Here is a 21,424-nt window from a genome sequence, read left to right on the forward strand (position 1 = left end):
TCCTCTGTTGTGTCCAAACTGACCGACGTGCCCAAACGGATCCTGATCGGGCGCGCACTGCGCAGTGACCGGCTCGGGGAAACGCTCCTGCCGAAGCGCATCGCACTACCCGTCTTCGCCTCCGACCCGCTGTCCTCCGTGGCCTACGCGCCCGGCGAGGTGCTGCTGGTCCTGTCCATCGCGGGCGTGTCGGCGTACCACTTCAGCCCCTGGATCGCGGTCGCGGTCGTCGTCCTGATGTTCACGGTCGTCGCCTCCTACCGGCAGAACGTGCACGCCTACCCGAGCGGCGGCGGCGACTACGAGGTCGCCAACACCAACCTCGGCCCCAGGGCCGGGCTGACCGTGGCCAGCGCGCTGCTCGTGGACTACGTCCTCACCGTGGCCGTGTCCATCTCCTCCGGCGTGGAGAACCTGGGCTCCGCCGTCCCGTTCGTCGTCGAGCACAAGGTGTTCTGCGCGATCGGCATCATCGTGCTGCTGACGCTGATGAACCTGCGAGGGGTGAGGGAGTCCGGCAAGCTCTTCGCGATCCCGACGTACGTCTTCGTCGCCGGCGTCTTCGTCATGATCGCCTGGGGCGCGTTCCAGGGCCTGGTCCTCGACGAGACCATGAAGTCCCCGACCGCCGACTACGAGATCAAGCCCGAGCACGAGGGCCTGGCCGGCTTCGCGCTGGTCTTCCTGCTGCTGCGCGCCTTCTCCTCCGGCTGCGCCGCGCTCACCGGTGTCGAGGCGATCAGCAACGGCGTCCCCGCCTTCCGCAAGCCCAAGTCGAGGAACGCGGCGACCACCCTCGCCCTCATGGGCGGCCTCGCGGTCACCATGTTCTGCGGCATCATCGGGCTCGCCATGGCCACCGACGTGCACATGGCGGAGAACCCGGCCAAGGACCTCATTCACGACGGCGCGGCCGTCGGCGACGACTACGTCCAGGACCCGGTGATCTCGCAGGTCGCGGCCGCCGTCTTCGGCGACGGCACCTTCTTCTTCATCCTGCTGGCCGCCGCGACGGCCCTGGTCCTCTTCCTCGCGGCGAACACGGCGTACAACGGCTTCCCGCTGCTCGGCTCGATCCTCGCCCAGGACCGCTACCTGCCCCGCCAGCTGCACACCCGCGGCGACCGCCTCGCGTTCTCCAACGGCATCGTGCTCCTGGCCGGCGCGGCCATCCTGCTGGTGTGGATCTACGGCGCCGACTCCACGCGGCTGATCCAGCTGTACATCGTCGGCGTGTTCGTCTCCTTCACGCTCAGCCAGACCGGCATGGTCCGGCACTGGAACCGCCATCTGCGCACCGAGAACGACCCGGCGAAACGCCGCCGTATGATCCGCTCCCGCGCGATCAACACCTTCGGCGCCTTCTTCACCGGCCTGGTCCTGGTCGTCGTCCTGGTCACCAAGTTCACCCACGGCGCCTGGGTCGCCCTGCTCGGCATGGTGATCTTCTACGCGGTCATGTCCGCGATCCGGAAGCACTACGACCGGGTCTCCGAGGAGATCGCGGCGCCCGACGGCCCGACCGACGACAGCGTCCGCCCCTCCCGGGTGCACTCCGTGGTCCTCGTCTCCAAGATCCACCGGCCCACGCTGCGCGCCCTCGCCTACGCCAAGCTGATGCGCACCGACACCCTCGAAGCGCTCAGCGTCAACGTCGACCCGGCCGAGACCAAGGCCCTCAAGGCCGAGTGGGAGCGGCGCGGCATCGACGTACCGCTGAAGGTCCTCGACTCGCCCTACCGCGAGATCACCCGGCCGATCATCGATTACGTCAAGAACCTGCGCCGCGAGTCGCCGCGCGACGCCGTGTCCGTGATCATCCCCGAGTACGTCGTGGGCCACTGGTACGAGCATCTGCTGCACAACCAGAGCGCCCTGCGGCTGAAGGGCCGGCTGCTGTTCACGCCGGGTGTCATGGTGACGTCGGTGCCCTACCAGCTCCAGTCCTCCGAGGTCGCGAAGAAGCGGGCCCGCAAGCGGCAGGACTGGAACGCGCCGGGTTCCGTGCGGCGGGGGCCGGCCCAGGAGCGGGCGAAGGACTCCTCGAAACAGTCGTAGACTGGTGGGCTGTTGTCCCGGCGGCTGTTGTCCCGGCTCGAACCTCTATGCATCTGGAGTCACCCCGCCATGCAGGCAGAACCGAAGAAGTCGCTGGTGGGGCTGGAGTACGAGGTCGAGGTCGGCCCCGTCGCCCACGGCGGCCACTGCATCGCCCGCACCGACGAGGGCCAGGTCCTCTTCGTCCGGCACACGCTGCCCGGGGAGCGGGTGGTCGCCCGGGTCACCGAGGGTGAGGAGGGCGCCCGCTTCCTGCGCGCCGACGCCGTCGAGGTGCTCGACGCGTCCAAGGACCGCATCGAGGCGCCCTGTCCGTACGCCGGCCCCGGCCGCTGCGGCGGCTGCGACTGGCAGCACGCCAAGCCGGGGGCGCAGCGGCGGCTCAAGGGCGAGGTCGTCACGGAGCAGCTCGCGCGGCTCGCCGGGCTCACGCCCGAGGAGGCCGGCTGGGACGGCACGGTGATGCCCGCCGAGGGCGACAAGGTGCCGGCCGGGCAGGTGCCGCAGTGGCGCACGCGCGTGCAGTACGCGGTGGACGCCGAGACGGGCCGGGCGGGTCTGCGCCGGCACCGCTCGCACGAGGTCGAGCCGATCGAGCACTGCATGATCGCGGCCGAGGGTGTGAGCGAGCTGGGCATCGAGGACCGTGACTGGTCCGGGATGGCGTCCGTGGAGGCGATCGCGGCGACCGGCTCCCAGGACCGCATGGTGATCCTGGAGCCCAGGCCGGGCGCCCGGCTGCCCCTCGTCGAGCTCGACAAGCCCGTGTCCGTCATGCGGGTCGAGGAGAAGGACGGCGGCGTGCACCGCGTCCACGGCCGCGCCTTCGTCCGGGAGCGGGCCGACGGCCGGACGCACCGCGTGGGCAGCGGCGGCTTCTGGCAGGTCCACCCGAAGGCGGCGGACACCCTGGTCACGGCGGTGATGCAGGGGCTGCTGCCGCGCAAGGGCGACATGGCGCTCGACCTGTACTGCGGCGTCGGCCTCTTCGCGGGCGCCCTCGCCGACCGCCTCGGCGACCAGGGCGCGGTCCTCGGCATCGAGTCCGGCAAGCGTGCGGTGGAGGACGCCCGCCACAACCTCGCGCACTTCGACCGGGTACGGATCGAACAGGGCAAGGTCGAGGCCGTGCTGCCGCGCACGGGCATCACGGAGGTCGACCTCATCGTCCTGGACCCGCCGCGGGCGGGCGCGGGCCGGAAGACGGTGGCTCACCTGTCGTCCCTGGGCGCCCGTCGCATCGCCTACGTGGCCTGCGACCCGGCGGCGCTGGCGCGGGACCTGGGGTACTTCCGGGACGGGGGGTACCGGGTGCGGACGCTGCGGGTGTTCGATCTGTTTCCGATGACTCATCATGTGGAGTGCGTGGCGATCCTTGAGCCGGTGGCCAAGGGCTCCTGAGCTGCCGTCTCCGCCAGGGCCGCCGCGCCCACCAGGCCCGAGTCCGGGCCCAACTCGGCCGGGACCGCGTGCAGGTGGTGCAGGAACGGCATGGCTGCGTAGCGGCGCAGGTGGCCGTTGAGCGGGGAGAAGAGGACCTCGCCCGCTTGGGCGACGCCGCCGCCTATCACCGCGAGGTCGATCTCGACCAGGGCGGCCGTGGCCGCGATGCCGGCTGCCAGGGCGCGGGCCGCCCGGTCGAAGGCGGCGACGGCGGCCGGGTCGCCGGCCCGGGCCGCGGTCGCGACCGCCGAGGCGTCCGGTGCCGCGGGCGGGCGCCAGCCGAGCGAGAGCGCGTGGCGGGTGATGGCCGTACCGCTGGCTATGCCTTCCAGGCAGCCGCGTGCACCGCACGGGCAGGGGTCGCCGTCGAAGTCGACGCTGATGTGCCCGAGGTGACCGGCGTTGCCGGTGAGGCCGTGGCGGACTCGGCCGTCCAGGATCAGGCCGGCGCCCACGCCCGTGGACACCACCAGGCAGAGCGCGTCCCCGTGGCCGCGCGCGGCACCGTGGCGGTGTTCGGCCGCGGCCATCGCCACCGCATCGCCTGCCAGCACGACGGGCCGGTGCGCGAGCGCCGGATGCGCGCCGACCGCTGCGACGAGCGGGAAGCCGCGCCAGGCGGGGATGTTGACGGGGCTGACGGATCCGTGCGCCAGGTCGACCGGGCCGGCGCTGCCGATGCCCAGGGCGCGGACGTCGTCCCACCGGGGGTCGGCGGCCAGGGCGTCCACCACCTGGTGCACCGCGTCGAGGAGGGCGTCCGCGGAACCCTGGGCCGGGGTGGTGCGGCGCGCGCGGTGCACGAGGATCCCGTCCCTGGTGACGAGCGCCCCCGCGATCTTGGTCCCCCCGATGTCGAGGGCGGCTATCAGGACGTCGTCCGGGGCGGCGGCGGCACTTTCCTGACTACTCATGGTGATGGGTCTCCCGGGGAGTCGTGGCTTGCGGGGGTGGGACGCCGCCATATCGGAGCACGTTTCTGACAACGATGTCCACCGTTGCGCGCATCTCCGCCGGGCGGCGCTTCCCGGCCCGGGAGAATTTAGTCATGGTTTAGTAAAATCGCTGATCAGAGGCTCTGTGGTGGGGGAAATCGATCTAGACCGGTCTATGGACATTGCCGCGACGTTACGTCTACGTTGAGCGCTCATCGGACCGGGGTGCCCGCAGTCGATGCGGTGTTCTCCCCGGTCTGGCGTCGACAGTTCGCGATGAGAGGTGGCGGGGATGCGGAGAAGTTGGGTGGCTCTTGTGGCTGCGACCATGGTGGCGGCCACAGCCTGTAGCGGTCAGGAGGACGGCGGGCAGGGCGAGATCGCCGCCCCGCCGAGCGATCCGGCGAAGGTGTCGGGCGAGATCACGGTCCTCACCAATCGGACGGACCAGATAGCCGACGGCACCCTGAAGAAGTACGCCGCGGAGTTCCGCAAGGTGTACCCGGGCGTGAAGGTCAAGTTCGAGGGGCTGACCGACTACGAGGGCGAGACCAAGATCCGGATGAACACCGACAAGTACGGTGACGTCCTGCTGATCCCGAACTCCCTGTCCGTCGAGCAGTACCCCACCTTCTTTGCCCCCCTGGGCAAGGCCGAGGACCTGTCGGCGAAGTTCGACTACACCGACCACGCCACCGTGGACGGCCAGGTCTACGGCCTCGCCAACATCGGTGTGGCCAACGGGTTCGTCTACAACAAGGCGGTCTGGAAGAAGGCCGGCATCACCGAATGGCCCGCCACGCCCGAGGAGTTCATCGCGGACCTCCAGACGATCAAGGCGAAGACCGGCGTCACCCCGTACTACACGAACTACAAGGACGGCTGGCCGCTCACCAACTGGACGAACGCCGTCGGTTCCCCCACCTGCGACCCCGGCGCCTATGACGCGCTGGCGGCGACGGAGAAGCCCTGGAGCCAGGGATCGGACCTGCACACGATCGACAAGCTCCTCTACACGATCGTCGACAAGAAGCTTTCCGAGACCGACCCCACCACGACCAACTGGGAGGACTCCAAGTCCAAGATCGGCACCGGCGAGGTCGCGTCGATGTGGCTCGGCTCCTGGGCGATCTCCCAGATGAGGGCCGCGGCCGAGGCGGCCGGCGAGAACCCCGAGGACATCGGGTTCATGCCGTTCCCCGCGCAGAAGGACGGGAAGTTCTGCTCGGTGCTGCGCCCTGACTACCAGTACGCGGTCAACGTCCACTCCGACCGGAAGGCCGCCGCCCGGGCGTGGATCGACTGGTACATCACCAAGTCCGGCCAGGCCGCCGCCGAGGGATCCATCTCCTCCGTGAAGGGCGCCCCGCTGCCGGACACCCTCAAGGACTTCGCCGACAACGATGTCACCCTGATCCCGCAGCATCAGAAGAAGCGGGCCGAGGTCAACGAGATCGACAAGGCGTCCGAGATCGGCATCACCGCCCAGGACTACCGGCAGAAGCTGGTGGACGTCGCCCGGGGCGCCGCCGACGGCGACATGGACAGCTACTTCGACGAGCTGAACGGGAAGTGGTCCGAGGCGCAGCAGACCCTCGGCGGCTGACCGCACCACGGTACGGCGAGCAGCACCGCGAAGGGCCGTCCCGGCCGCACCGGGACGGCACGCGCCCCCCGCTCGCCGTGCCGCCGCCGCTCAGGCCCGAACGGGAACCCACCACGAGGAACCATGAGATGACCGCTGCCCAGAAGACCCGCGCCGGGGCGCCCGCCACCGGCCGGGGAAGCGCACCGCCTCCCGAGCCCGGCGCCGGCCGGCCAGGCACCGGCAGACGCCGCCGTGCCACGGCCCTGACCCCCTGGCTCTTCCTGGCCGCCCCGCTGACGCTGCTGGTGATGTTCACCTACCTCCCGGTGGCCGACATGATCGGCTACAGCTTCACCGACTGGGACGGTGTCAGCCCCACCCGCTCCTACGTGGGCGGGGAGAACTACACCGACCTGGTCACGCGGCCCGCCCGGTTCGAGGTGTTCCTCGTCAGCGGCTTCTACCTGGTGGCCTCTGTCGTGCAGATCGCCCTCGCCCTGTACTTCGCGACGGTCCTCAGCTTCAACACCCGGTTCCGCAACCTGTTCAAGGGCCTGCTGTTCTTCCCCTACCTGATCAACGGGGTGGCCGTCGGCTTCGTGTTCCTGTACTTCTTCCAGCCCGACGGGACACTCGACACGCTGCTGCGCATGGTCGGCGTCGACGGCGAGCACCTGTGGCTGGGCGACGCGGATCTGGCCAACCCCTCGCTGGCGGGGGTGTCGGTGTGGCGCTTCATGGGGCTGAACATGGTGCTCTTCCTGGGCGCCATCCAGTCGATCCCGCCGCACCTGTACGAGGCGGCGCAGCTGGACGGCGCGAACCGCTGGCAGCAGTTCCGGCACATCATCGCGCCGAGCATCAAGCCCATCATCAGCCTGAGCTTCGTCCTCGCCGTCTCCGGCTCCCTGGCCGTCTTCGAGATCCCCTACATCATGACCGGCGGCGCCAACGGCACGGAGACGTTCGTGATCCAGACGGTCAAACTCGCCTTCCAGTTCGACAAGGTCGGCCTGGCGTCCGCCTCGGCCGTCGTCCTGCTGGTCCTGATCCTGCTGATCACCTGGGTCCAGCGCCGGCTGATCCCCGAGGAGAGGGTGGAGCTCTCGTGACCACCGACACCCGCGGCAGCGCGCTGTCCCGGACCGCCGTCTTCCTGAAGTACCTTTCCCTGGTGCTGGCCTCGGCCGTGGTCGTCGTGCCGCTCGGCGTCGTCGTGCTGACGTCGCTGAAGACCCAGTCGGAGGTGGCGAACGACGGGCCGCTGTCACCACCCGGCAACTGGTTCAACTTCGCCAACTACGTGACCGCCTTCGAACAGGGCGCGATGCTCAGGGCGTTCGGCAACACCGCGCTGATCCTCGTGGTCTCCACCGTCGGGACCGTACTGATCGGCTCGATGACCGCCTACGCCATCGACCGCTTCCAGTTCCGGCTGAAGAAGCTGGTGATGGGCCTGTTCCTGCTGGCCACGCTGGTCCCCGGCGTCACGACCCAGGTCGCCACCTTCCAGGTGATCGACGAACTGGGCGCCTTCAACACCCGCTGGGCCCCGATCCTGCTCTACACCGGTACCGACATCGTCTCGATCTACATCTTCCTGCAGTTCATCCGCTCCATCCCGATGTCCGTCGACGAGGCGGCGCGCATCGACGGGGCGAGCCACTGGACGATCTACCGGAAGATCATCTTTCCGATGCTGCGGCCGGCCGTGGCCACCGTCGTCATCGTCAAGGGCATCGCCGTCTACAACGACTTCTACGTGCCCTTCCTCTACATGCCCGACCCCGAGCTCGGCACCATCTCCACCGCCCTGTTCCGGTTCAAGGGCCCCTTCGGCGCCCATTGGGAGACCATCTCCGCCGGCGCGATCCTGGTGATCGTGCCGACCCTGATCGTCTTCCTGGCGCTCCAGCGCTTCATCTACAGCGGCTTCGCGGCCGGTTCCACCAAATGACCCGCCCGCCCGCCGCGCCCGCACCACGTCTCACGAGGAGTCCCGCATGAAGGTCCGCACCCCGCTGTCCCAGGGTTGGACGCTGCGCCTGAACACCGACCGTCACACCCCCGAACAGGCGCCCCCGGGGCTGGCCGGGACCGCCGTGCCGGCGCGGGTCCCCGGCTGCGTCCACACCGACCTGATGGCGGCGGGATGGCTGGCCGACCCCTACCTCGACCGCAACGAGGACGAGGCCGCGTGGGTGGGCCGCGCCGACTGGACGTATGCGACCGAACTGCCCGCGCGGGACAGGTTGTTCGAGCGCGCCGACCTGGTCTTCGACGGACTGGACACGGTCGCCGCCGTGCGGGTGGGCGGCCGGCTGCTGGGCCGTACCCGCAACATGCACCGGTCCTACCGGTACGACGTCACCGAGCTGCTGGCGGACGGGCCCGCCCCGCTCGACGTCGCGTTCACCTCCGCCTACACCGAGGCCGAGGCGGTGCGGGCCGCGCTGGGGGAGCGCCCCAACTCCTATCCCGAACCCTTCAACTACATACGCAAGATGGCCTGTTCGTTCGGCTGGGACTGGGGCCCCACGCTGGTGACGGCCGGGGTGTGGCGCGAGGCGCGGATCGAGCAGTGGTCCACGGCCCGGCTGGCCTCGGTCCGTCCGCTGGTCACCGTCGCCGAGGACGGCACCGGTGTCGCCGAGATCGTCGTCGGCCTGGACCGCACGGCGACCGGAACCGGGCGTGCCCTTCGGCTGGTGGCGGCGGTCGGGGACGCGTCCGCGGAGATCACCGTCGCCCCGGGGGAGGACACCGCGACGGTGACGGTGCGGGTGCCGGACGCGCGGCTGTGGTGGCCGCGCGGCTACGGCGAGCAGCCGCTGTACGGCTGCACCGTCGTCCTCAGCGATGCCGGCGGCGGCCGGCCACTGGACACCTGGGAGCGCCGGATCGGCTTCCGCACGATCGGGCTCGACACCTCGGCGGACGCCCACGGAAGCGCCTTCACCCTGGTCGTCAACGGCACCCCGGTCTTCGCCCGGGGAGTGAACTGGATCCCCGACGACGTCTTCCCCGCCCGCGTCACCGCCGACCGCTACCGCACCCGCCTCACCCAGGCCGCGGAGGCGGGCGTGGACCTGGTGCGGGTGTGGGGCGGCGGCATCTACGAGGACCGGGCCTTCTACGAGGTGTGCGACGAGCTGGGCCTGATGGTCTGGCAGGACTTCCTGTTCGCGTGCGCCGCCTACCCCGAGGAGCAGCCGCTGCGCTCGGAGATCGAGGCCGAGGCCCGGGAGAACGTGGCCCGGCTGATGCCCCACCCGTCGCTGGTCCTGTGGAACGGCAACAACGAGAACCTGTGGGGCTTCGCCGACTGGGACTGGGAGCCGGCCCTGGGCGGCGACTCCTGGGGCGAGGGCTACTACCTCGGCCTGTTGCCGCGCGTCGTGGCGCAGACGGACCCGACCCGGCCGTACTGGGCGGGCAGCCCCTGGTCGGGGTCGTGGGACCACACGCCCAACGATCCCGACCACGGCACCGCGCACTCCTGGGAGGTGTGGAACCGCCGCGACTACAGCGACTACCTCACCACGGTGCCGCGCTTCGTCGCCGAGTTCGGCTGGCAGGCGCCGCCCGCGCTCGCCACGCTGGAACGCGCCCTGTCGGAACGGCCGTTGGCGGCGGACTCGCCCGGCATGCTGCACCACCAGAAGGCGGAGGACGGCAACGGCAAGCTGAACCGGGGCCTCGCCCCGCACTTCACCGAGCCCGCCGACTTCGCCGGCTGGCACTACCTGACCCAGCTCAACCAGGCGCGGGCCGTGGCCGCGGGCGTCGAGCACTGGCGCTCGCACTGGCCGCGCTGCGCCGGCACGGTGCTGTGGCAGCTCAACGACTGCTGGCCGGTCACCTCCTGGGCGGCGATCGACGGCGACGGCCGCCTCAAGCCCCTCTGGTTCGAGCTGCGCCGCCTGTACGCCGACCGGCTGCTGACGATCCAGGACCGCGACGGCGAGCCGGTGCTCGCGGGCTGCAATCAGGGCGCGGCGGTCTGGGACACCACCGTGACGGTCCGCCGGATCGGTGCGGACGGGGCGGTGCTGGCCCACGCCGAGGTCGCGCTGAAGGCGGCGGGACGGGAGGTGGCCCTGGAGCCGCTGCCGGAAGCGGTCGCGCGCTTCGGCGACGCCCGTCGGGAGTTCCTGGTCGCCGACGCCGACGGGCTGCGCGCGATGCACTTCGCCTGCCCGGACCGCGAGTTCGCCTACCCCGACGCCTCCTACGAGGTGCGGGTGGACGCGGACGGTGCGGACGGGGCGCTGATCACGGTCACGGCCGGCACGCTCGTACGGGATCTGCTGCTCCAGGCCGACCGGCTGGACGCGGACGCCCGCACCGACCACGGGCGGGTGACGCTCCTGCCCGGCGAGAGCACCACGTGGCGGGTGACCGGCGCCCGGCCCGCGGTGGAGGCCGCCCGGGCGGCGCTGTTCTGCGTCAACGCCGGGGGAGCCGTCCGTGAGTGAGGGGGCGGCACGCCGGCCGAGGCGCGTCACGATCTCGGACGTGGCGGCCCGTGCCGGGGTGTCCCGGGGCGCGGTGTCCCTGGCCTTCAACAACCGCCCCGGGGTTTCGGAGGCCACCCGCGAGCGCATCATGGCCGCCGTGGCCGAGCTGGGCTGGGTGCCGAACCAGGCAGCGATCAAGCTGTCCGGTTCGGCGACCGGCGCGGGCGACACCGTCGGCCTGGTCATCGCCCGGCCCGCGCGGCAACTCGGCCTGGAGCCCTTCTACATGGAGTTCATCTCCGGCGCCGAGTCCGTGCTGGAGGAGCAGGGCTGCTCGCTGCTGCTGCACCTCGTGCGGGACACCGCCCAGGAGATCGCCGTCCACCGCCAGTGGTGGCAGTCCCGCCGGATCGCCGGGTCGATCCTGGTCGACATCCAGCAGAACGACCCGCGGATCACCGAACTGGCGACGATCGGACTGCCCGCCGTCGCCGTCGGACACCCGTCCCTGACGGGCGACTTCACCTCGGTGTGGACCGACGACGAGACCGCGGTGCACGAGGCGGTGCGCTACCTCGCCGCCCTCGGGCACCGGCGCATCGCCCGGGTGGGCGGCCACCCGGCGCTCGGCCACACCATGATCCGTACCGCCGCGCTGAACGCGATGGTGGCGGAACTGGGCCTGGAACCGGCCCGCAGCCTCACCACCGACTACTCCGGCGAGCAGGGCGCCCGGGCCACCCGGTCGCTGCTCGCCTCCCGGGAGCGGCCCACGGCGATCATCTACGACAACGACATCATGGCCGTCGCGGGTCTTTCCGTGGTCGCCGAGATGGGCCTGAGCGTGCCGAAGGACGTCAGCCTGATCGCCTGGGACGACTCCCAGCTGTGCCAGCTGACCCATCCCAACCTGTCGGCCATGAGCCACGACGTGTTCGGCTTCGGCGCCGACGTCACCCGCCGGCTGTTCGACGTCGTCCACCGGCGCAACCCCTCGTCCGGCCCGGCCGCGACCCCGGTGCTGCTGCCCCGCGGCAGCAGCGCGCCGCCGCGGGACGCCGACTGACGCGGCACTCCTGGACCGGCGGCCCGGCCGGGGCGCACCTGCCTCGCCCCGGGCCGCCCTCCGCCCCGTTCGTCCCCCGCCTTCTTTCCCCGCCTTCTTCCCGCGCCGTCTTCCCGCGCCGTCTTCCCGCGCCGTCTTCCCTCGCTGTCTCCCCTCGCTGTCTCCTCTTGAGCCGAAAGGCAGGTCAGCCATGCCCCGACACCGCCGAAGAGCGTTCGCCTCCCTCCTCACCGTGAGCGCCGTCCTCGTCGCCGCCGCCGCCTCGTCCAGCGCGAGTGCCGGTCCGGGCGGCCGGAGCGCCGACGCGTTCGTCCAGCGCGACGGAAGCACGCTGACCCTGCACGGCAAGCCGTTCCGCTTCGCCGGCACCAACCTGTACTGGCTCGGCCTGGACGAGAACGTGGGCGGCGTCGACCACCCCACCTACTTCCGGATCGACGACGCGTTGAAGACGGCACGCGCCATGAACGCCACCGTCGTCCGCTCCCACACGCTCGGCACCTCGCTGGGCTGCCCGCAGTGCATCCAGCCGGCCGCCGGCACGTTCAACGAGGACGCGTTCGCGCCCATCGACTACGCCGTCGACCGGGCCCGCGCCCACGGACTGCGGCTGATCGTCCCGCTCACCGACCAGTGGGACTACTACCACGGCGGCTACCCCACGATGGCGAAGTGGCTCGGCCTGAAGGACCCGAAGGACTTCTACACCGACCCCCGGGCCAGGGCCGCCTACAAGGAGTACGTCCGCCACGTGCTCGACCACGTCAACCCGTACACCGGCCTCGCCTACAAGGACGACCCCACGATCATGTCCTGGGAGCTCGGCAACGAGCTGAACGACATGACCCGCGACTGGGTCGACGAGATGGGCGCCTACGTCGGCGGCCTCGCGCCCCGGCACCTCATCTCCGCCGGCCGGCAGCAGGGTGTCGACGCCGCCGCCCTCGCCTCCGACGAGGTCGACATCGTCGACGTGCACTACTACCCGACCTCGGCCGCGGCGATGACCGCGGACGCGGCCCGCGTCACCGCCCGGGGCAAGGTCTACCTCGCCGGTGAACACGGCTCCGACAGCCTCACCGCGGCCGACGCGCTCACCCTCGCCGACGACCCGGACGTCGGCGGAGTGCTCTCCTGGTCCCTGTTCGGCCACGCCGACGACCACGGGTACGTCCAGCACGACGACGGATACACCCTGCACCACCCCGGCGACACGGCCGCGATGCGCGCCGACGTGCTCGCCAGCTCGGCGCTGGGAAAGATCGTCGCGGGGGAGCGGCAGCTGCCCGCCGTCCCCGTCACGCCGCCCCTGATCACCGCCGTCACCAAGCGGTCCGGGATCAACGAGGTCGCCTGGCGCGGCACCGCCGGCGCCCACGCCTACCGCGTCCAGCGGTCCGTGCGGGGCGAGGACGGGCCGTGGACGACGCTCACCGGGACCCCGGTCACCGACAACGACGCCCCCTGGCTCGACCCCAGCACCCCCAAGTCCCGCGCCTGGTACCGGGTCACGGCGCTCGACCGGGCCGGACGTCCCCTCGCCACCTCCGCCGCCCTGAACGCCGGGCCCGAGCAGGACGTGCGGGTGGACCCGCTGCAGAGCTGGGCGGGGACCGCCGCGCACAGCGCCGGCCTGGTCCGCACCCCCGACGGCGACGGCGTCCGGATCGCTCCCCGGGCCCGCCGGGAGGGGCAGATCGCCTGGAAGACGCGACGCCCGCAGGAGATCACCGCGCACTTCGCCACGGACGGGCACCGAGGTCTGCCCACCGCGCAGATCACCCGGGACGGGACGACCTGGACGCCGGTGAAGCCCACCGTGTCCACGGCCCGCGGCACCACCGTGCTGCGCATCGAGCCCCCGCGTGAGGCGGTCGGCGCCCGGCTGGTCTGGGCTGCCTCGTCCCGTCCGGCGCCGCTGACCGGCGTCACCCTCGCCGAGGAGGCGGCGTCCGCCGCGACCACGGCACCGGGCACCTTCCGGCAGAGCCCGGAGGACGGCGCGACCGGGGTGTCCGTCACGGACCCGCTGACCTGGACGGCCGCCGAGGGCGCCGCGCACTACGCGGTGACCCTCTCGACGCACGCGGACCTCTCCGACCCGGTCGTCGACGTCGCCGGGCTGCGCACCACGAGCTACCGTCCGCCCGTCAACCTCCGGCCCAGCACCACCTACTACCTGCGGGTCACCGCGGTGAACGGCGCCGGAACCCGCACCGCCGACGGCGCCCCCACCCGTTTCACCACCGGAGCGCTGACCGTCGACGACTTCGAGGGCTACCAGGACGGCGCGGCGCTGTCCGCCGCCTACGTCCGCAACCCGGGAGGCGGCCCGGTCACCGTCTCCCTCGACGCTGAGCACGCCGACGGACAGGGCAGTGCGCTGCGCGCCGCCTACGACCCCGGCACCCCCGGCTACGCGGGCATCATCCGCTCCCTGCCGGCGCCCCAGGACTGGGGAGGCGCCCGCACCCTGCGCCTGTGGGCCCGCTCGGACGGCAGCGCGGACCAGAGCCTGACGGTCCAGTTCGTGGCGGCCGGCATCTACTGGGAGACGACCGTGCCGCTCACCGACACCGACGGCACCCGCATCGACCTGCCGCTCGCGGAGTTCACCAACCCCCCGTGGGCGACGAAGGGCCCGCTCGACCTCAGCCGCGTCAGCCAGCTGTCCTTCTACTTCAACGGCGCGGCCGGCACGGCCTGGGTCGACTCGATCACCGCCACCGACTGACCCCCTGAGGAGCGACCCATGAACCGGGCCCGCGTGTCCTGTCCGGGCGGCGTCCCGTGAGGCTCGCGGCCCGGGTCTGGGGCGACGGGCCCCGCACGGCCGTCCTGGTGCACGGCATCATGTCGGACTCGCGGGCCTGGACCCGGGTCGCCCCGGCGATCGCCGGGCACGGCTACCGGGTCGTCGCCGTGGACCTGCCCGGCCACGGAGCCAGCGGGCCCGCCCCCGGCTACACGCCCACCGCACTCGCCGCCGCCCTGCTCGACACCCTGCCCGGGGCGCCCGACCTCGCCATCGGTCACTCCCTGGGCTCGGCCGCGCTGCTGCTCGCCGTACCGGCGCTGCGCTGCGCCCGCGCCGTCCACTGCGACCCCGCCTGGCTGCCCCGGCCCCGGGACCTGGAGGCCCTGCGGGCCGGCAAGTACGCCACCTGGCGGGAGCTGCGTGCCGCCCATCCCCGGTGGCACGACGACGACATCACCGCCGAGCTGCGGGCCCTCGCGACCTGGGACCCCGCGTCGGTCACCGCGCTCCAGCACCTGCCCGGCCTGCCGGGCGCCCCCGCCGTCCCCTCGCTCGTGCTGCTCGCCGGTCCCAGCGAGCGGATCCCGCCGGCGCAGGCCGCGGCACTGCGCCGCCGCGGCTGGCACGTCCGCACGGTGGACGGTGCCGGGCACACCGTCCACCGCGACGATCCGGCCGGGTTCCTGCAGGCTCTGCACGGCTGGCTGTGACCGGCACCGTCAGGGCAGCACGACCTCACCCTGGTTCAGCACCCTGGGGTGGAAGTACGCCGCCTGGATCTCGGCGTTGGTGTTGTTCCCGCGCAGCTGCTCGGACCACATCATGAACCACGCCCACTTCGTCTGGCTGTTCAGCAGGGTGGAATTCGGCACCTTGCCCATTTCGGCGAGGGCGATGGGCTTTGTTCCCGCGATGCTCTGCATCTGCTGGTAGTCCGCGGAACTGGGGTGATTCTTGTACCAGACGTCCAGGGAGACGACATCCACGTACTGGCTGCCCGGGTAGTAGGTGCTCCAGCCGCCCGCGGGATTGTCCTGCACGTTCCACACCCAGATCAGATTGTCCAGCCCTTTCGTGCCGGCGAGGTAGTCGCGGGTGATCTGATAGAGGCGTGCGCTGCCGTTCGCCCCGGGCCGGTTTCCCCACCAGTTCCATGATTCGTTCATTTCGTGCAGCGGCCGGAAGAGAACGGGCACACCCGCGTTCTTCAGTTGCTGGAGGTAGGGGACGACTTCGTCGAGGCGCCGTTTCCAGGCATTGTTCAGGGCGCTCCCGGAGGTGATGATCTGGGAGAATTGCGCGTTGGATATGCTCGACTTCACGCCGCCCTCGAACGCGCAGCTGCTCCCTCCGGTCGGCGGGCAGACATGCCAGGTCAGCGTGACCAGGGAACCGTTCGCCCACTCGGTCTTCGCCTGGTCGATCACCCGCTGGCGGTTGGCCACGTCGGTGGCGTTGAACATCAGGTCACCGCCCCACAGCCCGGGGTACTGCCCGGTCACGTCCTTGACCTGCTGCGTGTACTGGCCGGGCGCGGAAGCGGGCTCCTTGTTGTGCTGTCCGGAAACGATGGAGTTCCCCGTGATGCCGCGGAGGTAGTTCAGTACGGTCTGCTTGGGTGTCGCGGGAAATGCCTGCGCGGATTCCTCCGCGGGCCAGACGAGGATTGTCGTCGTGACGGCTGCGGCCGTGAGGACGGAAGTGACGCAGCGCCGCATTCTTCTCATGGGCGTACCAGCTCTCGTGGTCGAACGAATTTCGTTTCGCCACAAAGGTGGCCGCCACGGCGGCAGTCGTCAATGGGCCGAATCGTTTTCCGCAACCGGCCCGCGCAATGTTTTACTGAACGTTTCCTGAACGGCTGTGCCGGGAATTGCCTTACGCCCTGGCTTCCGCATACGCCTTGGCGTGGCCCAGGGTGGCCCGGCTGTTGGTGCCCAGCGCGTTGCGCAGGAACGCCCGGGCCTCGGGGACGCCCGCGTCCGGGCCCAGGATCGCGTGGATGTTCCCGGTGTCGACGATCACCGTGTGCTGGGAGGTGGCGGTCGTGACGCCCCGGTCGTCCTCGGATAGCTGCCAGTACCCGGTGTGCAGGGCCATCAGCGCGGGCAGTGTCGTCTGCTTGTAGACGATGCGGTGGTGCGGGAAGCACACCCGCACGGACTCGGTGGTGTGGGACGAGCCGTCCTTGGCCCGGGTGTCCATCCGCAGCACCTGGAGGCCGGGGGTCTCCTCGCGCAGGTCCACCGCGGCGACGTGCGGCAGCCGCTCGGGCCACCGGTCGGCCTCGTTGAGGAAGTCGTACACGTCCTTGGCCGAGCCGTCGATCTCGACGCTGTCCTCGAAGGACAGCCTGAGGTCGGGCGCGCCGGTGGCCAGCTCCACGCTGGTCTTCAGCGCGGCCAGCTCCGAGCGGCTGTTGCGGTCCACGGCCCGGTCGATCCACTCCAGGCCCTCGGGGTCGTCGGCGACGGCCCGGTAGTCGTGCAGCAACCGCAGCCGGGTGCGCTCCGGCGACAGGGCCTCGGCGATCCAGGTGCCGCCCATCGCGGCGACGGGCGGCGCCGACACCTCCTGACGGAAGCTGATCGTCAGCGCCTCGGGGTCCAGGATCCGGCGGGAGGTCCAGTTCTTCGCGGTGCCGTTGGCGGTGGCCCAGATCCGGATCCGCTCCTCGTTCCCCGTGTGCTCCACCCGCTCGACCAGCACGGAGGGCGGGAAGATCAGCGGCCAGTTCTCCACCTCGGCGATCAGCCGGTACACCTCAGCGGCCGGAGCCTCGACGGTGATCTCGTGCTCGACCTCGCGCACGGTCATGATCGGTGTCACCTCTTTCGACGGGTCCGAGGACGCCGGAGGGGGTCAGAAGTTGCCGAGCCCGCCGCAGACGTTGAGCGCCTGCGCGGTGATGGAGGAGGCGGCGTCGGTGACCAGATAGCCCACGAGCCCGGCGACCTCCTCGGGGGTGGAGTACCGGCCGAGCGGGATCTTCGCCCGGAACTTCTCCAGGACCTGCTCCTCGCTGGTGTCGTACGCGGCCGCGTATCCCGAGCGCACCCGCTGCGCCATGGGCGTCTCCACATAGCCGGGGCAGACCGCGTTGACGGTGATCCCGGTCGGGGCCAGCTCGTTGCCGAGGGCCTTGGTGAAACCGACCACCCCGTGCTTGGAGGCCGAGTAGGGGGCGCCGAGCACCACGCCCTGCTTCCCGGCGGTGGAGGCGATGTTGACGATGCGGCCCCAGTCCTTGTGCCGCAGCCCGCCGGTGTTCAGCACCTCACGGGTCATCAGGAACACGCTGTTGAGGTTGGTGCCGATGACGTCCAGCCACAGCTCGTCGGTGATGTCCGCGGTGACCCCGCCCCCGCTGCGGCCGGCGTTGTTGACCAGGACGTCGACCGTGCCGTACCGGTCGACGGCGGCGCCGACGAACCGCCGGATGTCCTCCGTGGACCGCACGTCGCACGGCGCGCCGTCGACGTCGAGGCCTTCCTCGCGCAGCTCCTTCACCGTACGCAGCACACTGTCCTCGGTACGGGCGCAGATGAAGACCCGGTGTCCCCCCTGTGCCAGCAGCCGGGTGGTGGCGAGGCCGATCCCGCTGGTCGCGCCGGTCACCACGGCGGTGCGTGACTCCTGCTCCGACATACATCCTCCTGTTGATGGGGCCTTCGGGCCGGCCGCCACCGTGACGACTCACGTCGGGGGGAAGGGTCGTCGCACCTGCTGTGCGATGAGTCGAGTTCACCTTGAGAGCGCGCTGGCACCCTCGGCCCGGACGCGGAGGGCCTCCGCGCAGCCGACCACGAGGAGAAGCACTCGATGACCGAAGTCGCGGCCGTGCCCGATCAGGCTCCCGACGGCAGCCTCTTCCAGCAGATCCAGCAGTTCTACGCCCGGCAGATGCGGCTGCTCGACCACGGCGCCGTCGAGGAATGGGCGGACACGTTCACCGAGGACGGCGTCTTCGACCAGAACGTCGCCGGACCGCTGACCGGCCGCGCGACCATCGCCGTGGCCGCGCAGAAGCGGGTGGACCAGATCGTCGCCGAGGGCATCACCCGCCGCCACTGGCTCGGCATGCTCGAAGTGGATCCGCGTGACGAGCAGGGCGTCGTACGCACCCGTTACTACGCCTTCTCCATGGCCACCGAGCGCGGCGGCCGGCCGCAGATCACGGCGAGCACCTACGCCGAGGACTCCCTGGTCCGCCACGAGGGCGGCTGGCTCGTCCGGTACCGGCGCGTCACCCACGACGGCACCACCTGATCCGTACGCCCGAAGGAGGCACACCCATGTCGACGCAGCGGGTCGCCCTGGTGACCGGTTCGACGTCCGGGATCGGCGAGGCGACCGCGAAGACCCTGGCAGCCGCGGGCTACCGGGTCGCGGTCAACTCCCGCAACTCGTCCAAGGAGGGCAAGGAGCTCGCCGACTCGCTGCCCGGTGCCGTCTACGTGCAGGGCGACATCGCGGTGGAGGAGCAGGCGGCGCGGATCGTGGACACGGTGGTGGAGCGGCTCGGCCGGCTCGACCTGCTGGTCAACAACGCGGGCGCCACCCGGCTCATCCCGCACGCCGACCTCGCCGCGGCCTCACCGGCGGTGTGGCGGGAGATCCTGGACGTCAACGTGGTCGGCACCTGGCAGATGAGCGTGGCGGCGATGCCGCACCTGAAGGCCGACGGCGGCGGAGCCATCGTCAACATCTCGTCGATCGCCGGGGTGAAGCCGACCGGCAGTTCGATCCCGTACGCCGTCAGTAAAGCGGCGATCAACCATCTGACGCGGCTGCTGGCCAACGTCGCCGGTCCCGACGTCCGGGTCAACGCGGTGGCCCCCGGCCTGATCGACACCCCCTGGACCGCCGACTTCACCGGCCCTCGCGAGGCCGTCACCGCGGGCGCCCCGCTGCGCCGGATCGGCACCCCCGAGGACGTCGCACAGGCGGTGCTGACGCTGGCCGAGGCCGCGTACTCCACCGGTGTGGTGCTGCTGGTGGACGGCGGCGTCCACAACCTCTGAGCGGCGCGGGAGGACGCGGCGGAGGCACGCCGAGAGGCCCCGGCAGCGCTGCCGGGGTCGCCGCCCCCGGCTCCAGGGGCTTCTCCGCCGCGGGCTTCCTCGGCCGGATGCCCCTGTCGATGACGGGCATCGGCGTGGTGACGATGGTGTCCCAGCTGACTGGGCGCTACGGCCTGGCCGGCGCGCTGTCGGCCACCATCGCGCCGGCCGCGGCGGTGGCCGGGCCGCAGGTCTCCCGGCTGGTGGACCAGTACGGCCAGCGGCGCGTGCTGCGCCCGGCGACGCTGGTCTCGCTCGCCGCGGCGGATTCAGTGCTCCAAGGCGTCGACGCCGAGGTGCCGGTGGCGGATGAACCAGCGGCCGCCCTTCCGGACCAGCACGTCCCGGCAGACCACGTGCGCGAAGATGTCCGGCCGCTGCCCCCGTGGGGCCCGCATCACCAGTGAGTAGTACTGGGCGCGCAGGGTGCCGTCCGGCAGCGGGGTGACCATCAGATTGCTCGTCCAGTGCCGCATGACGACGCCCGCCTCGGCGAGTTCCGCCGCGCGCCGGGTGATGGCGGCCCGGATCGCCTCCCGGCCGCGGATCGCCTCGGTGCGCCCCGGTTCCTCGAACACGGCGTCCTCGGTGTAGGCGTCGGCCCAGGCGTCCGGCTCACGGTCGTCCATCAGTGCCATGTGCCAGGCGTAGAACTGGGTGATCTCCGTGTAGAGGCCGGCGTCGGCGAACGCCGGGGCCGACGTCCCGGTCGGGGGCGGAGCGGTCTCTGAGTGCAACTCGGTCAGCCTTTCTCGGTGGGGGATGGAGCGGCGGAACCCGCGTCACGCGGTTCCCGGCAGCCGGCCGCCGTGGGCGTGGCCCGCGGTGTCGAAGCGCAGGGCGGTATGGGCGGCCACGCAGTGCACATCGCGCCAGACGCGCTGGAGCGGGTCGTCCTGCGCCTGGGCGCCGGAGCCGGCCGAGCGGAAGAGGCGTTCCACCGCGTCGACGAGGTGGTCCGCTGCCAGGGCGCAGTCCCGTGGCGCCCCGGTCCGCTCGCTCTCGCCGGCGGCGCCCTCGTCGGCCGTGCGTGCCACCCGGCGCAGCAGCAGGGCCGCGCCCTCGATGTCGGCCTCGGCGCGGGCCAGTACGCCCGGTACGGCCGGACCGGGCCGGGCCGCCATCCGCGCCGACCAGGCCCGTACGGCCGCGCGCGCCGCACCCAGCGCCGGGGCGGCGAACAGCGGTCCGCTGATGGCCCGCAGCGGGGCGGTGTGGCACCTCGCGACGGAGCCGACGGCCCGGCCCTGCCGGATGTCGTCGCGGGGGACGGACCGGTGCGCGGGGACGAAGACGTCCTCGGCGATCAGCGTGTTGCTGCCCGTCGCCCGCATGCCGACGTTGAACCAGGTGTCCGCGACCCGGTAGTCGCGGCGCGGCACGGCGAGGAACAGGGCGGTCTCCCGCTCGCCGGCCGGTGCCGACGCGCACACCAGCGACCAGTCGGCGAAGTCCACGCCGCTGACCAGCGGCCACTGTCCGGTGAGCCGCCAGCCGCCGATGACGGGACGCGCCCGTCCGGTCGGGTTGAGCGCTCCCACGACGAGGGTGTCGGCGCCCCCGGACCACAGTTCGCCCTGTCCCTCCTCCGGCAGACAGGCGCCCATCCGGGCGGCGCCGGAGGTGACGGTGGCGATCCAGGCGGCCGAGGTGCAGCCCTCGCCCACCGTGGCCACGGCGTCCAGCAGCTCCTCGACACCGCCGGCCCGCCCGCCCCAGCGGACCGGCACGAAGTGGCGCGCGAAACCCGCCGCGACCAGGGCGTCCACCACCTCGCCGGGCAGCCGCCGGGCGAGGTCGGCGTCCGCCGCGTGCCGGCCGGCGAGATCGGCGGCCTTGCGCACGTCGCCGGACGGGCCGGTGGGGGTGGGCAACGAGCCGGACATGGGCGCTACCTCCTCACGGCGGGGACGGACGGGACGACGGGCCCGCGGCGAGGGTGCCCGGTCGTCCTCGCGACGGCCTCGAGAACACGGACCGGGAAGAAGGCGGACCGTCACTTCCTGCACGCCACAACTTGACTGTTATTCAAGGCAATTGAACGGACAATGAC

Annotated in this window: 17 protein-coding genes and 1 pseudogene; 12 read left to right on the top strand and 6 right to left on the bottom strand. The window is 71.6% G+C overall.

The features are described from left to right. Positions 1-9 precede the first annotated feature (9 nt). Complete coding sequence (locus M8H82_RS05055; protein ID WP_250071195.1) at positions 10-2,058, top strand: APC family permease; 2,049 nt, start codon at positions 10-12, stop codon at positions 2,056-2,058. A 69-nt stretch (positions 2,059-2,127) separates the two neighbouring features. Next, on the top strand, positions 2,128-3,459 hold the full coding sequence (locus M8H82_RS05060) for a class I SAM-dependent RNA methyltransferase (protein ID WP_250071196.1): 1,332 nt from the start codon (positions 2,128-2,130) through the stop codon (positions 3,457-3,459). Here the strand turns inward: M8H82_RS05060 and M8H82_RS05065 are convergent. Beyond that, positions 3,411-4,415 carry an ROK family protein gene (locus M8H82_RS05065; RefSeq protein ID WP_250071197.1) on the bottom strand — a complete coding sequence of 335 codons (1,005 nt, stop codon included), beginning with the start codon at positions 4,413-4,415 and terminating at the stop codon, positions 3,411-3,413. The genes M8H82_RS05060 and M8H82_RS05065 overlap by 49 nt on opposite strands. 313 nt (positions 4,416-4,728) lie before the next feature. Here M8H82_RS05065 and M8H82_RS05070 point away from each other — a divergent pair, with 313 nt between their 5' ends. From M8H82_RS05070 to M8H82_RS05100, 7 genes are all read left to right on the top strand, one after another. Next, on the top strand, positions 4,729-6,042 hold the full coding sequence (locus M8H82_RS05070; RefSeq protein WP_250071198.1) for an ABC transporter substrate-binding protein: 1,314 nt from the start codon (positions 4,729-4,731) through the stop codon (positions 6,040-6,042). A 128-nt stretch (positions 6,043-6,170) separates the two neighbouring features. Next, the gene (locus tag M8H82_RS05075; protein ID WP_250071199.1) at positions 6,171-7,136 is read left to right on the top strand and encodes a carbohydrate ABC transporter permease; all 966 of its coding nucleotides are present in this window, start codon (positions 6,171-6,173) and stop codon (positions 7,134-7,136) included. After that, the gene (locus M8H82_RS05080; RefSeq protein WP_250071200.1) at positions 7,133-7,981 is read left to right on the top strand and encodes a carbohydrate ABC transporter permease; all 849 of its coding nucleotides are present in this window, start codon (positions 7,133-7,135) and stop codon (positions 7,979-7,981) included. The genes M8H82_RS05075 and M8H82_RS05080 overlap by 4 nt, the downstream gene beginning before the upstream one ends. A 46-nt stretch (positions 7,982-8,027) precedes the next feature. Then, complete coding sequence (locus tag M8H82_RS05085) at positions 8,028-10,502, top strand: glycoside hydrolase family 2 protein (RefSeq protein ID WP_250071201.1); 2,475 nt, start codon at positions 8,028-8,030, stop codon at positions 10,500-10,502. 40 nt (positions 10,503-10,542) lie between these two features. After that, positions 10,543-11,550, top strand: a complete 1,008-nt coding sequence (locus M8H82_RS05090) for a LacI family DNA-binding transcriptional regulator (protein ID WP_250071202.1) — start codon at positions 10,543-10,545, stop codon at positions 11,548-11,550. Between the two features lie 190 nt (positions 11,551-11,740). Next, positions 11,741-14,284: a carbohydrate binding domain-containing protein gene (locus M8H82_RS05095; protein ID WP_250071203.1), complete on the top strand. Its 2,544-nt coding sequence runs from the start codon at positions 11,741-11,743 to the stop codon at positions 14,282-14,284. Between the two features lie 56 nt (positions 14,285-14,340). Continuing rightward, on the top strand, positions 14,341-15,018 hold the full coding sequence (locus tag M8H82_RS05100; RefSeq protein ID WP_250071204.1) for an alpha/beta fold hydrolase: 678 nt from the start codon (positions 14,341-14,343) through the stop codon (positions 15,016-15,018). A 9-nt stretch (positions 15,019-15,027) separates the two neighbouring features. Here the strand turns inward: M8H82_RS05100 and M8H82_RS05105 are convergent, their stop codons facing one another. From M8H82_RS05105 to fabG, 3 genes are all read right to left on the bottom strand, one after another. Beyond that, positions 15,028-16,035, bottom strand: coding sequence for a glycosyl hydrolase (locus M8H82_RS05105; protein WP_250071205.1), 1,008 nt, complete (start codon positions 16,033-16,035; stop codon positions 15,028-15,030). A gap of 151 nt (positions 16,036-16,186) precedes the next feature. Next, positions 16,187-17,125: an aromatase/cyclase gene (locus tag M8H82_RS05110; RefSeq protein ID WP_250071206.1), complete on the bottom strand. Its 939-nt coding sequence runs from the start codon at positions 17,123-17,125 to the stop codon at positions 16,187-16,189. A 45-nt stretch (positions 17,126-17,170) separates the two neighbouring features. Beyond that, positions 17,171-17,956: a 3-oxoacyl-ACP reductase FabG gene (fabG, locus tag M8H82_RS05115; RefSeq protein WP_250071207.1), complete on the bottom strand. Its 786-nt coding sequence runs from the start codon at positions 17,954-17,956 to the stop codon at positions 17,171-17,173. Between the two features lie 174 nt (positions 17,957-18,130). On the opposite strand from fabG, the gene M8H82_RS05120 reads away from it, so the two are divergent. From M8H82_RS05120 to M8H82_RS05130, 3 genes and pseudogenes are all read left to right on the top strand, one after another. Further along, positions 18,131-18,577: a nuclear transport factor 2 family protein gene (locus tag M8H82_RS05120; RefSeq protein ID WP_250071208.1), complete on the top strand. Its 447-nt coding sequence runs from the start codon at positions 18,131-18,133 to the stop codon at positions 18,575-18,577. Positions 18,578-18,603: 26 nt separating this feature from the next. Next, positions 18,604-19,332 (top strand): SDR family NAD(P)-dependent oxidoreductase, encoded by a 729-nt coding sequence (locus M8H82_RS05125; protein ID WP_250071209.1) that lies wholly within the window; start codon positions 18,604-18,606, stop codon positions 19,330-19,332. Beyond that, positions 19,329-19,649, top strand: a pseudogene (locus M8H82_RS05130) (hypothetical protein); the annotation flags it as partial. The gene M8H82_RS05125 and the pseudogene M8H82_RS05130, both read left to right, overlap by 4 nt. On the opposite strand, the gene M8H82_RS05135 reads toward M8H82_RS05130, so the two are convergent. Together M8H82_RS05135 and M8H82_RS05140 are read right to left on the bottom strand one after the other, a co-directional pair. Further along, the gene (locus M8H82_RS05135; RefSeq protein ID WP_374211626.1) at positions 19,641-20,009 is read right to left on the bottom strand and encodes a nuclear transport factor 2 family protein; all 369 of its coding nucleotides are present in this window, start codon (positions 20,007-20,009) and stop codon (positions 19,641-19,643) included. The pseudogene M8H82_RS05130 and the gene M8H82_RS05135 sit on opposite strands and share 9 nt — an antisense overlap. Before the next feature lie 144 nt (positions 20,010-20,153). Then, on the bottom strand, positions 20,154-21,257 hold the full coding sequence (locus tag M8H82_RS05140; protein WP_250071211.1) for a hydrolase: 1,104 nt from the start codon (positions 21,255-21,257) through the stop codon (positions 20,154-20,156). Positions 21,258-21,424 lie beyond the last annotated feature (167 nt).

Origin of the sequence: Streptomyces sp. YS415 (assembly GCF_023544665.1) — a bacterium.
In the GTDB taxonomy this organism is placed as follows: domain Bacteria; phylum Actinomycetota; class Actinomycetes; order Streptomycetales; family Streptomycetaceae; genus Streptomyces.

Bases quoted from the DNA above. Each gene is read 5' to 3' on its own strand.
- fabG (WP_250071207.1), bottom strand. From the start codon at position 17,956: ATGTCGGAGCAGGAGTCACGCACCGCCGTGGTGACCGGCGCGACCAGC.
- M8H82_RS05105 (WP_250071205.1), bottom strand. From the start codon at position 16,035: ATGAGAAGAATGCGGCGCTGCGTCACTTCCGTCCTCACGGCCGCAGCC.
- M8H82_RS05060 (WP_250071196.1), top strand. From the start codon at position 2,128: ATGCAGGCAGAACCGAAGAAGTCGCTGGTGGGGCTGGAGTACGAGGTC.
- M8H82_RS05135 (WP_374211626.1), bottom strand. From the start codon at position 20,009: ATGGCACTGATGGACGACCGTGAGCCGGACGCCTGGGCCGACGCCTAC.
- M8H82_RS05065 (WP_250071197.1), bottom strand. From the start codon at position 4,415: ATGAGTAGTCAGGAAAGTGCCGCCGCCGCCCCGGACGACGTCCTGATA.
- M8H82_RS05140 (WP_250071211.1), bottom strand. From the start codon at position 21,257: ATGTCCGGCTCGTTGCCCACCCCCACCGGCCCGTCCGGCGACGTGCGC.
- M8H82_RS05070 (WP_250071198.1), top strand. From the start codon at position 4,729: ATGCGGAGAAGTTGGGTGGCTCTTGTGGCTGCGACCATGGTGGCGGCC.
- M8H82_RS05075 (WP_250071199.1), top strand. From the start codon at position 6,171: ATGACCGCTGCCCAGAAGACCCGCGCCGGGGCGCCCGCCACCGGCCGG.
- M8H82_RS05110 (WP_250071206.1), bottom strand. From the start codon at position 17,125: ATGACCGTGCGCGAGGTCGAGCACGAGATCACCGTCGAGGCTCCGGCC.
- M8H82_RS05125 (WP_250071209.1), top strand. From the start codon at position 18,604: ATGTCGACGCAGCGGGTCGCCCTGGTGACCGGTTCGACGTCCGGGATC.
- M8H82_RS05085 (WP_250071201.1), top strand. From the start codon at position 8,028: ATGAAGGTCCGCACCCCGCTGTCCCAGGGTTGGACGCTGCGCCTGAAC.
- M8H82_RS05120 (WP_250071208.1), top strand. From the start codon at position 18,131: ATGACCGAAGTCGCGGCCGTGCCCGATCAGGCTCCCGACGGCAGCCTC.
- M8H82_RS05095 (WP_250071203.1), top strand. From the start codon at position 11,741: ATGCCCCGACACCGCCGAAGAGCGTTCGCCTCCCTCCTCACCGTGAGC.